General features: G+C 46.4%; 10 protein-coding genes (1 of these 10 only partly in view). 5 read left to right on the forward strand and 5 right to left on the reverse strand.

Annotated elements, in window-relative coordinates:
• Nucleotides 1-13: 13 nt before the first annotated feature.
• From LFX25_RS12105 to LFX25_RS12120, 4 genes are read right to left on the reverse strand one after another with little or no spacing between them, the layout of a single operon-like run.
• Nucleotides 14-730: an ABC transporter ATP-binding protein gene (locus LFX25_RS12105; protein WP_238730470.1), complete on the reverse strand. Its 717-nt coding sequence runs from the start codon at nucleotides 728-730 to the stop codon at nucleotides 14-16.
• A gap of 1 nt (nucleotide 731) precedes the next feature.
• Nucleotides 732-1,970: an ABC transporter permease gene (locus LFX25_RS12110; protein WP_238730471.1), complete on the reverse strand. Its 1,239-nt coding sequence runs from the start codon at nucleotides 1,968-1,970 to the stop codon at nucleotides 732-734.
• The gene (locus tag LFX25_RS12115) at nucleotides 1,970-2,785 is read right to left on the reverse strand and encodes a secretion protein HlyD (RefSeq protein WP_238730472.1); all 816 of its coding nucleotides are present in this window, start codon (nucleotides 2,783-2,785) and stop codon (nucleotides 1,970-1,972) included. Before LFX25_RS12115 ends, LFX25_RS12110 begins: the two co-directional genes overlap by 1 nt.
• 27 nt (nucleotides 2,786-2,812) lie before the next feature.
• A complete protein-coding gene (locus LFX25_RS12120; protein ID WP_238730473.1) occupies nucleotides 2,813-3,592 on the reverse strand; it encodes a TetR/AcrR family transcriptional regulator in 780 nt (259 codons plus the stop codon).
• Between the two features lie 348 nt (nucleotides 3,593-3,940).
• Here LFX25_RS12120 and LFX25_RS12125 point away from each other — a divergent pair, with 348 nt between their 5' ends.
• Complete coding sequence (locus LFX25_RS12125; RefSeq protein WP_238730474.1) at nucleotides 3,941-5,917, forward strand: LTA synthase family protein; 1,977 nt, start codon at nucleotides 3,941-3,943, stop codon at nucleotides 5,915-5,917.
• 103 nt (nucleotides 5,918-6,020) lie between these two features.
• Here LFX25_RS12125 and LFX25_RS12130 read toward each other — a convergent pair whose 3' ends face one another.
• Entirely contained in the window at nucleotides 6,021-7,805 is a 1,785-nt protein-coding gene (locus tag LFX25_RS12130) for a sulfatase-like hydrolase/transferase (RefSeq protein WP_238731588.1), read from the reverse strand.
• A gap of 580 nt (nucleotides 7,806-8,385) precedes the next feature.
• Between LFX25_RS12130 and LFX25_RS12135 the strand changes: the two genes are divergently transcribed.
• The 4 genes from LFX25_RS12135 to LFX25_RS12150 all read left to right on the forward strand — a co-directional run.
• Nucleotides 8,386-8,847 carry a DUF2721 domain-containing protein gene (locus LFX25_RS12135; RefSeq protein ID WP_238731589.1) on the forward strand — a complete coding sequence of 154 codons (462 nt, stop codon included), beginning with the start codon at nucleotides 8,386-8,388 and terminating at the stop codon, nucleotides 8,845-8,847.
• 325 nt (nucleotides 8,848-9,172) lie between these two features.
• On the forward strand, nucleotides 9,173-9,982 hold the full coding sequence (locus LFX25_RS12140; RefSeq protein ID WP_238730475.1) for a hypothetical protein: 810 nt from the start codon (nucleotides 9,173-9,175) through the stop codon (nucleotides 9,980-9,982).
• Between the two features lie 204 nt (nucleotides 9,983-10,186).
• Nucleotides 10,187-11,182 carry an IPT/TIG domain-containing protein gene (locus tag LFX25_RS12145; protein ID WP_238730476.1) on the forward strand — a complete coding sequence of 332 codons (996 nt, stop codon included), beginning with the start codon at nucleotides 10,187-10,189 and terminating at the stop codon, nucleotides 11,180-11,182.
• A 345-nt stretch (nucleotides 11,183-11,527) separates the two neighbouring features.
• Nucleotides 11,528-11,832: the 5' end (the start) of an aromatic ring-hydroxylating oxygenase subunit alpha gene (locus tag LFX25_RS12150; protein ID WP_238730477.1), read on the forward strand. The gene runs 829 nt beyond the window's last position; 305 of the gene's 1,134 nt are visible here — the first part of the coding sequence; it begins with the start codon at nucleotides 11,528-11,530; its stop codon lies off the right edge, out of view.

Here is an 11,832-nt window from a genome sequence, read left to right on the forward strand (position 1 = left end):
TCGTTCTCCGAATTCAACGGGCCGCCTTTCCGTTTTTTCGGGAAGCCTCGAATTCTTTCAACGAAACGACTCGCCCGTCCACAAGATGGATCTGGCGTTTCGTTCTCGAAGCGAAGTCGGGGTCGTGCGTCACCACAAGGATCGTGGTTTTGGTCTCGCGATTCACTTTTTCCAGAATGTTCATCACCACCTTTGTGTTAGCCGAGTCCAAGGCGCCCGTAGGTTCGTCCGCGAAGATATATTTCGGATTCATCACAAGTGCGCGCGCGATCGCGACCCTTTGCGCCTGCCCCCCGGACAAACGGTTGATTCTGTAATCCATCCGATCCTTGAGATCGAATTCCTCCAGAAGATGTTCCGCATAACTCTGACATTCTTTTAAAAGACCCGCCTTGCGCGCGGGCATCAATACGTTTTCCAGAGCCGTGAATTCGGGAAGAAGATAGTGAAACTGAAAGATGAATCCCATTCTTTTGTTTCTGAATTCGTGAATCTCATCTTCTCCCATTTGGTAGATATTCCTTCCGTCGATCTCTATTCCGCCGGAAGTCGGAGGATCGAGAGAACTGATCATATACAAAAGAGTACTTTTACCCGAACCGGATTTTCCGGTAAGAGAAACGTAGTCGCCCTCTTCTATGTCGATGCTGACTCCTTTGATGATTTCGCTGTTGCCGAAGGTCTTGCGGAGATTGTGGACGGAGATTCCGGTTTGCGATTCGATGTGCATCCTATTCTCCTCGTATGATTTCGATCGGTGAAAGTTTTCCCGCGGATCGCGCGGGGATCCAACTCGCGATCAGGGTCGCGACCATCGATTGAGCGAACGCCTGTAGATAGATCGACGGTGCGAACGAAATCACCATCGTGCTGGCTCCGGCGGAAAAAAGCGGATTGGTGAAGGGAAGGGATTCGATCCGGAGACAGATCAAAAATCCGATCAACATTCCTAAAACCCCTCCGATCACGCCGAGAATCACTCCCTGCATCAGAAAGATCATCAGAACTTCGTTGGGTCTGTAGCCTATGGAACGGAGAATGGCGATTTCCCGTTTTTTCTGATTGATGATTACATTCAAAATATTGTATATTCCAAATCCGGCGACCGTTAAAATCGCCGCGGTCATGGAATAACGGATCGCGTCCTGGAGTTTGAAAATCGCGAAAAAGCTCGTGTTCGCCTCCTGCCAACTGAGAACTTTCTCGTCCCCCATGGTTCTCCATTCCTCCGCCTTGGAGAGAGAACGGTTTACGTCCTTGAGACGGACGGCGATGTCGGTTATCATTCCGGACTGCCCCGTTAGCAATTGGATTTCGCTTAACAAACCGTAGGCGACGCTGTCGTCCAAGGCCTTGTTTCCCGAGCGGAAGATTCCCGAAATCCGGAACGGAGTCTTCTCCTGAAGCCCCGAAGTCACCCAAACGGTTTTATTCACGCCGAGTCCGAGTAATTTTGCAAGACCGTCTCCAAGAACGATCCGATTTCCGGCGGACAACGATTCGACGCTGCCTTCGGTGATATAATCCGCAAGAGGAGTGATCTGTACTTGTCTGGAAGGAATGATTCCGATGATCTTGCCGGCCTCCTGATTGGAACCGGAAAAAAGAAAAATTCTTCCGCTCACCTGCGGAGAATACGCCTCCACTTCCTTATCCTGATCGAGACGTTCGTACCAAAGACTTGCGTTGTTTAAATGTGTGGACCCTCTTTTTCCCGAAGGAGGAGAAAGCCAGAACACGTTCTCGCCCGGAAAAAGGTCGTCCATGGAATTCGGCTGAATGATCTCCTGTCTCGGACTGATCCGAACGTGACAATCCGCGTTGATCAGCTGATCGATCAAATATCCCCGAAAGCCGAGCAAAACGCCCGAGATGATGATAAACGCCGCGGTTCCCAAAACGATTCCCGAAAGCGTCGTCAGGGTTTGTTTTCCCCGGACGAGCATTTGTCTGATGGCGACGAACAACATTACGGAACCTCTGAGAGTTTATCTCCGGCCTGGATATCCCCTTCCTTAACCTCGATGAACAACTCCGATTTAAGACCGGGCGTAAACGCAACCGGAATCGATTTACCGTTTCTGAATATTAAAATTTTCTGTTTTTTCTCGTATTTTCTCGGAACAAGAACCGCGTTCTCCTTGGTCCCGATCTCGATCGCGACGTCCGCCGTCATCCCGGGAAGAACTCCTTCCGGAAAACGGGCGCCTTCGATTCTCGCGTAAAACTGACCTGCGTGCGAAAACGTACCCTGAACTCTTCCCTGAATCACTTCGTTCGGCTTCCCTTCGAAGCGGATCAAAGCCCTTTGTCCTTTGCGGATCGAAAGAAGAATCTGTTCGTCCAATGCGACGATGAGATATTTGGAGCCGACTCCCAATACTTCGATCGCGAGAAGATTCTGAAACGCGACCTCTCCTTCGTGATAACCGACATCCGAAACGATTCCGTGTATCGGAGAACGAACGACCGTCATTCCTTCCAACTGAAGAAGTCCCTGTCCCGGCACAACCTCGTCCCCTTCCAACACAAAAACTTTCGTGATTTTTGTCGGAACTCCGACACGAAACCGAAACGTATCGAGAGAATGCACGGTTCCAAGTCCGTACGCCTTTTCGGCAATCGGTCCGATAACGGCCACGTCCTGAACTTCATTTTTTCCTTTCGCGGAAAGAATGAAAAACAAAACCGCAATCGGAAGAATCGGAAAAAGGATCCGAAACGGCAGACGCAAGGACCAATAGACCTTGATCCAAGATTTTAACGTATTGATTACAAAATTCATACCAACTCCTGAGGGGAAACCCGCGCTTTACGATTTCTTTTTTTTCTTTTTTGCCTGTGCGGCTTTTTTGGGGTTTGATTTCGATTTCTTGGGAAGGGTTTGTTTGTTTTTCGTTTTTATTTTTGTTTTAGGCACGACCCCGATCTCCGTTTTTTTGGGAGCAAGTCCTCCGGCGATGAACTCGATCGTACGTTTCATTTCTGCTTCCCTATCCCAACCGTCTTCGGTCTTCGGTTGATAGAAAATTTCAGTGAGCATCATATAACCGGCGAGGTTGGTCGCGATCAGACGAAACGCCGAATCGAGAGGAATGTCCGCGATCAATCCGCTTTCCTGAAACTTACGAAGTCGTTCTTTGATGATTGGCGAGAGTCTTTCCTTGAAAACCCGCTCCAGCACGCCTTGAATATCCGGATTGATGAACGCTTCCTGAAGAATGATCCGAAGCAGATTTCGGTTTTTCGCGATAAACGCGATTCGTTCCTCGAAAACCGCGTTCAGGAATTGTTCCAAGCTGGAAAATTCCTGCGAAAAGATTACATTCAATCTTCTTAATGTGATGGGCGCGATAAATCCTTCCATAATCGGCATGGCGAGACGGAGCAAAAGCTCCTTCTTACTTTTAAAGTGCTTAAAGATCAAACCCTCGGCGACCCCGGCCTTTTTTGCGATTTCCACCGTGGTCGCGGCGGAGAATCCTTTTTGCGCGAAAATTTCGACGGCCGCCAAAAAGATCTTTTTTTGACCTTCGGGCCATTCGGGATCGAGTTCGATACTATCCTTCATTTCTTCCATTGGTTGTCCCACGGTGAGTGATTACTCACTCATTATTCAGAAAAAAGGGAATTCTGTCAAGACCCAAAACCGGATTTCCGGAGTACAACGATCAAAATATAGAATTTTTTTTGGAAAGAAATTTATAGACCAAACTGATTAGTACAGTCGAGCGAGAGGGTTCGGCCGGAGTTCCGTCCACTCATCGCCGATCGGATTTCGTCTTGAATTCGTTTGCAGTTTGTAATCCGTAAACGATCCCGCCCTTCGTAATTTTCCCTTTTTTTGACTTGAGCGCGCGCTCGTTCTTGGCCTACTATTCAATTCAGGATTCCAGACGAATTCGGAGTTTCCTCACATACCAGTCATGAAAGAGTCAGAATGTTTCATCGGATACCAACTCACTTAAAACTCATCCTAAGCTACGTAGTCTACTTCGCTCTCATCCTGCTTTTATACAAGATCGTATTTTTATCGGTCTATTCTTATCGACTCCAGGGAGTTCCGATCGAGGAAATCGCAATCGCTTTCGTCCTCGGGTTTCGATTCGATCTCGTAGTGATCGGAATGACACTCGGCCTCTTCGCGCTCCTTTCCGTTCTTCCTTACATGAATCGTTTCAAATTGTATCGATTCTTCTGGGGGTATACTCCGCTTCTTCTCGGGATTTGGATGATCGCACACTTGATCGCGGACATCATCTACTTCGAAAACGCAAACAAACATATCGGTTACGAAGGTTTTGTCTTTATCGGAAAGGACTTGGGAGTGATCTTAAAATCCGCTCTCGAACAGAACACCGTTACGTTTCTGATCGGAGTGGCTTTCCTTCTCGTATTTCTTCCCGTTTCCACCTTGCTCTTCCTCAAATACAACCCGTATCAATATAAGGAAGAATCCTGGAAGTCGGCGGCGATTCAGATCACAGTCGTCCTCATCGTCACGATCGTAGCGATCCGGGGAGGAATCCAGGAATCTCCCATAAGAGCGACTAACGCGATCGTATCGGGAAACAACTTCGTAAACAACATCGCACTCAACGGCGTTTTCACGTCCATTATGGATTTGAAAAGCCAATCCATTCCTAAATTTCTAAGGCTCGAAACGGAAGAAGCGGTCGGAATCGTTCGAAAAGAAATCGCTTACCCCGGTGCGGAATTCGTCAGCGAAAAATATCCGATCCTTCGCGTTCAGAAAGAAACCAATCCGGGAACTCCTCCGAACCTGGTTCTCATCATGCTGGAAAACTGGACGGGAAAATTCATCCGTCCGATTTCCGACGGACTTGTGGAAGGAAAGGAAGTGACTCCGTACTTCAATCAGCTCTTAAAAAAAGGAAGATTCTACAATCGCTTTATCGCTTCGGGAGGAAGAACGACCAACGGAATGATGTCGATTCTTACCGGAATTCCCGATCGTCCGGGTCTCACGGTGGTTCGGACCCATCAGGTTCTCGGAAATTTTTCGGGAATCGGCAACATCTTCAAACGAATGGGATACGAAACCTACTTCGTCACCGGAGGAGATCTAAACTTCGACAACAAGAGCACTCTGATGCCTCACTGGGGTTTTGACACCGTGCTCGGCGAAAAGGAAATCGCAAAACTCGGAAGATTCAAGCTCGGGGCCTGGGGATACGACGACGCGGACGTATTACAATTATTGCATGAACGGATCTCCTCGTCCAAAAAACCGATCCTCGGCCTGGCCTTGACTTTGACCACACACTATCCATATCGAACCCCTTCGGAGAAGTTCAGAATCTTCGATCCTTCCACGAGGGATTACGACTTTTTAAACGTATACAACTACGCGGACTGGGCGGTTCACAACTTCATCGCGCAAGCGGAAAAGTCCGGCTATTTTAAGAATACGATTTTCGTATTCGTCGCCGATCACACGCACCACCGATATCTAGACTACTACGAGGACAGAAACGTTCCGTTTTTGATCTACGCCCCGGGTCGAGTCGCACCTGCGTTAGACGAAACCATCGCTTCGCAATTGGATATCATTCCCACCATCTTAGGGCTTGTGGGAAAGAAGGCGGTTTTTTCCTCCATGGGAAGAAATCTTCTCGCTCCGGGGAGAACACAAACGGCGTATTTCGCTTACGGAAACTTGTTCGGGTGGATCGAAAACGATCTTTTTTATCTGCGTTTCTTCGATGGAAAAGAGGATCTTTCGTACAATATCACGCCGCCGCGTCAAAAGAACAATTTCTGCGAAAAGGACCCGATCGTCTGCGACGAGATGAGTAAGAAGGCAAAGGCGTATTTGAATCTAAGCTACGAGCTATTGAATAAGAATATCGTATTTCCTTCGGAAGCGGAACTGCTGAAAGAGATCAAACCGTAAGAAACGATTCGTCACATACGAAAAGAATTTCGATTACACGAACGTCGACAGCCGCGAATACGCGGCCCCTTTGTTTTATTCGAATCAAAAAGCGGCAAAATTCTCAGAGTTTAACGCCGGAGGCGGAGTAGAGATCCTGGCAAAGACTACAACCGTCAAGTTGTTTACGGATTTCTAATTTTCTTTCGCGATCCAAACTCGGCCAAAGATTTTTCTTTTCAATCGGATCGTCATGGATGTCGTACACCTCTTCGTCCGGAGGAAACGAATTCAAACGAAGCATATAATGCAGATTTCCCTGAATATAACTCATCCCGACCCGATACAAAGAAGTCTCGTTGTTGTTTGCGATAAAAATTCTCCGGTTTGGCGGAAGATCGGAAAGAAGGGATTTCCCTTCGAGCCGGGAAAGATAACTCTTCACCTCGGGTTGGTTGGCGACACCTAATAGGTCCGCAACCGTCGGGATCAGATCCGTGTTCGAAACGTTCCGTTCGGCATTCTTCCTCAAACGTTCCGCAAAGGAATTCTGACGCATCGAGTTCGGAATGAAAAACAACATCGGAATCGCAACCGTTTCGATATGATTGCTCTCGATATGTCCGATATAATCGTGTTCGAACAACGCCTCTCCGTGATCCGAAGTGAAGATCACGATCGTATTTTCGGTCAGCTTTTCTTCATTCAAAAATTGGAATACTTCTTCCAAGAGCCCGTCGAGATAACGGACCGAATTGTCGTACGGAGCGTATGTGTCTTTGCCGATCGGAAAATACATCGCTTCTTCCGGAATGATATACGGAAAATGATTCGTGTTTAAGTGCAGAACCCCCGCGAAATTCTCCCCTTTGTCTTTGAGAAATTTGACGCGGTCCTTGAACTCCGCGACGGTTTTACGATCATCGATACCGATATCGTTGAACACTCCGAAACCGCTGATCTCCTTATTCCACAGAAAATCGATTCCAGCGTTTTTAAAAAAGCCGGTGAAATTATTCCATCGAAAACTATGACTCGAAATATAAAACGTGGAAAGCCCCGCCGCCTTTCCGTATTCCCAAAAAAGCGGAGAATTGTGCGTCATCGACACGGGTTGAATCGGAGATACGCCGGACAACAGACTCGGAACCGAAATCAAAGTGGAACTGGAATTTGAAAACGCCTTTCGAAACACGACGACGGACCCGTTCTGCGGATCGACGGTCCATCGATTTAAAAAAGGAGTCGTATCCTTTTCGTAACCGTAAAGAGCCATGCTCTTTCTGCGAAGACTTTCGCTCAAAATAAGAAGAACGTTTTTTCGAAACGGATTCGGGCTCGGATTTAAGACCGGTTTGTTCCTGGATTGCAGGCCCGCAGAACCGAGACGATCGCCGGTAACCAAATTGTATAGATTGCGATTGATAAACGAAATCGAATTCGTATCCGCCACGTAAATCTGATCGTTAAAGCGCGTGTTGTTGTGAAAGAAAGCCGTCAGCGCGAGAATACTAAACGACAAGATTCCGTAAACGGTTTTCGTAAAACGCGCGGGTTTGAAATCGGAGGATGCGATTTTCAAACTTAAGAAAAGAACAAGGAAAAGAAAAAAGAAACCGATCAAACTCCAAACGGTGAGGCCGCCCCGGAAGATCGTCCAACTGTTGAACGGTTCCTGAAAGATATACGAGAACACGAAAAAGTTCGGCATGATCCCCGCGTATAAGAAATATCCGTAAGAACCGATCACACAGATCGAATAGCCGAACGATGCGAACGCCAAAATTCCCCAGTAGGGTTTCGTCTTCGAGCTTGAAGAAAGGAGATCGAGAGAAAAAAGAAGCAAAGAATAAATCAAAATCGAATAAAGAAACGAAAGCAGATAGTAAGACCACTGCAACGTCTCCATTTGACTGAGAATTTTCCAGCGTAACCCGAGATCCGCAAAGAGAATCAAAGCGGGCACGAGCAGTAAAAATAAAAATCTGAATTTGGAAGTGGAAATCTTGGAATTAAAATCGTTCCATTTTTGTATCAAAGCAGAAAACAAAAAGCACCCCGTTCTTGTTCGAATCGACCTATTTCGGTTCGGCGGTTATTTTTATAGATTCTTCAGATCATAAACTGAAGGAATTCACCAAACTGCATATAGTAAGCAATTGCTTACATGTGTATTTTTGAATGCCTCTACAGATCAAGTTTTTTTCGAAGCCGATTAGAAAAATAAGGCCCTTCTTCGGCTCGAAAATCGAAAACGGAACCGAGTGGCCATAACCCGTTCTCCCGAAACCGACATCCGCCTAACAATGATTAGGCTAAAAATCAAACTTCGAACGAAAACCGTAATGAGCGCCCGATCCCGATTACAAACAGCCTTCGATCAAATCGTTTGGAATGTTCGACTCAAATGGAATGGACAAAAAACCGTTTTTTTCGAGGATAGGACCGTGTTCTTAGAGTCCCTTTCCAATCCAGGCATTCTTACGGGAATGATTACTCCCGCAGTGATGATCACCGCCTGCGCGAGTTTGATTTTTTCAACCGCAAACCGTTTGGGAAGAATTTTTGATCGAGTCAATCTTCTCAAAGCCGAAGTGGAAGGGGTTTTAGGCGGGAAACTACCCTATCCCAAAGAAAGAATGGATAACCTTGAAAAACAACTCAAGGTCCAAAGAATCCGCGCGGTTCTCATCCAAAGATCCATGGCCTTCCTCTATACGGCGACTTCCCTATTTGTTCTTTCCAGTTTGGGGTTTGCGTTCACGAATTTCCTCCAAAATCAAATTTGGATCGCGACTCTCAGCGCGCTCGCCGGCGGTCTTTTTCTCTTTATGGCGAGCGTCTTTTTGCTCTACGAAAGCAGATACAATTTAAGATTCATCAAAGGTCTCATTGATCTTACGGAATTTCTCGGCAGCAAAATTCCAAAGGAAGAATCCTCGTCTAAGTAAACTTCGGCTCCTTCTTTGAGACAAGATTGAGGCCGGAGTTCCGTCCAAGCCCGGTTTCTTCTAAGCGGATCTGTCAAAGTAGCGAATTCCTTCGCTTCTCCCGTTTTCCCCTTCCTTGAGTGATGCGTTATACACGCTTTGTTTGCCAAGTGTTCCATGCACTTTCAAAACGCTAACCTACCGATCACTCGCTCAAGATTTAAAGTCGCCGCCCCTTTTCGCTATCACTTAAAAAACACTCCCTCCCATTTGAAATTCGCTTAAAAAAATGCACTTTTCGGGAAAACGGGGTCTAAAAAGTATGTAAGTAGTTACTTACTTTTTTATGAAAAAGGCTCTAAAACTGATTTTTACCATTCCCATTCTCGTCATTCTCTTGGATCTTTGGCCCGTTTTTTCCGATTTGGAAGCATTCGGGCCATCGGGTTCGTTCAATCACATTCGAATTTTAAAGGAATCCTTTCGCGAATTTACCGATGAGACCGGATATGAAATCAGAGCCGATTGTCAGGAGATGATCGTTCACGGAAACCTCCACTCGGATTCGGAACTGATGGATGCGGAAGCCTTTCACTGCGATAACAACAATATATTCGGATGCGGGATCGAACTCAGAAATTTAAAAACGAAATCCGAAAAGGCGGCCTTCTTTTACGATTCGATGAAGGAAATCGGACATGCGACTCATATCATCCAGGATTTTTACGCACATAGCAACTGGGTTGAAAATCATCCGAACCGAATCGAGACCGCTCCGCTTGAGGAACCGTGGAAGCTTCTTTCGATGCCGAACATCCAAACCGGATACTACGATCTTTCTCCGATCGTAAATCATGAAGAGGAAGCGTTGGAATGTCTCGAACTTTCTCCCAACGAGATGAAATTCTTTCAGCCCTATGCGACGCATATTTGTCTCAACAAGGATTCGGAAAAAAGTGTTCGAGGCGGAAATACTCTTGAGAAGTCGCCTAACGTTAATTTTCACGAATGGGCCGGTCAACACGCGGTCGAACATACGAAAAAATTTCTAATGGACGCGTACAACAGCAATCATAAGAATCTGAATCTTTGTCTGATTCCGAAGAAAGCGAGCTTTTCCTGCAACAATGCTGTTTTCAAACTGAGAAGTGAATAATCATTTTTTAGAATATTCAACAAAGTAAAAGTATTTCGTTTAAAAACCGGACACTTCAACCGCCATACAATTCGGAATCCGAAAAACTACGTATAAATTTCGCGTATCTACGTAGTTCCCGATATATCTACCTATCAAATACTATAGTATCCTGTAAGTCCTAGACATAAAACTAAATCGAAAACGTATCAGGAGCATCCTGCCATGAAAAAGACGATCGCAATCCTTAGCGCCTCCTTATTCCTCATCATTTCGTTCCTCAACTGTAAAAAAGGAGAATCGGACGATCTGTTCACGAATCTTCTGCTTCTTTATACGATCACAAGCGCGGAATCCGTTGCGGACTTTTATCCGGATCGCGGGTTTCCGGGAAGCACGACTACGATTACCGGCGATAGTTTCCCCGGAGCCGCCGCGGATTATACCATTACGATCGGAGGAACTGCAGCAACTGGAATTACGGTCGTTGATTCAAAAACGATTACGTTTACAATGCCGACCTTAGCAGGTATCAGCGCGAATACGACCGTCCCCATCGTCGTAACCCGATCGGGAGCCGCACTTCTTTCAAAAACGATCCGATATAGGCCGGCGCCTGTGATCGCCCTCAATCAGCCGAATTCGTTGACGGGAAGAGTTTCGAACATTGATACGAGCGCGTTTTATACCTTTACGGCAACGACCAACACGGCGCATCTCTTTAACGTATTCGGGTATGTAGGATCCAATTTGGATCTCTTCTATTATTCTTCACCGACTTCGGCGGCGACTACGATCGCCACAGGGTCGTCTCAGACTTCCGAATTCGATAGGGCGACCTTAACCGCTGGAACGTATATTCTTCAGATAAAACATATCTCCGGTTTGGTGGCCAACTTCAAAACCAATCTCACCGACGGGGCGGTGGTTCCGACTTCTACCTCGAACGAAGCGAACACATATCGGAGATGTTATGACTTCTTAGGCTCGAATCCGACCGCGAACGTTGCCAACGGTTGCGAAGCGACAAACCCGCCCGCGGCTCCGAACCTAACGCGTACGGGAAGATGTTCGTATCCGGGTGAATCGGGGATCACGACGAGGAGCTATTACATCAGCATGGACGGTTACGGCTTCGTTACGGGATATGCAGAAACGACTTGTCTGCAGCCTGGATATGATTCGCCGAATCCGGATAAGGCGATCTTTACGGCGAACTGATTTTTACGAACAAAAGAGAACTCTCCGATTCGATCAAGACGCGCGTCTATTGAGAAGAATCGGGAGAATTCTTCGGTGATACTTTTGCAAGAGAAGATTGTTTCCCTTTCTACGATCCGTAAATCCCTATAAAACGCTCATTTAAAGTCCGGGAGGAAATCCGCAATAGGGTCCTCCCGGAACCTTTTTTGAAAAACGGGAATAGTCGTTCTCCAAGGCCGATCGAGTTTTCCCCAATACCGCATCGAAATTCGGTTCGAATTCCTCAAAATAATATTAAAAAATAAATCATTAGAATGTTGTACTATTCTGAAATTCTAAACAATTTTGGAAAAGGACGACTGAATGAACCGGAACGCAACGAAAGAATCCTATCGACCGAAAGAACTTCCCTATTCTCCAGAGGTTTTGAAGCGAATCTGGAAACAAAGTGAAATCGGCTTTCCGGAAATCGGCAAAACGCAGACCGAGAACGCGAAAACTCCCGCCCGATTCTCCACACATGCGTATCATTCCGAAAATATCTTTTTATCCGAAAAAGGAGAATTCGCAAACTACCCGGTTCAATTCGGTTTTAACGGTCAAATATCGGAAAGCGGAGATCATCTCGTCTCCGAGTTCGGAGATCGTCAATTTTTCGTTCTGAAAGA

Origin of the sequence: Leptospira sanjuanensis, assembly GCF_022267325.1 — a bacterium.
Taxonomy (GTDB): domain Bacteria; phylum Spirochaetota; class Leptospiria; order Leptospirales; family Leptospiraceae; genus Leptospira; species Leptospira sanjuanensis.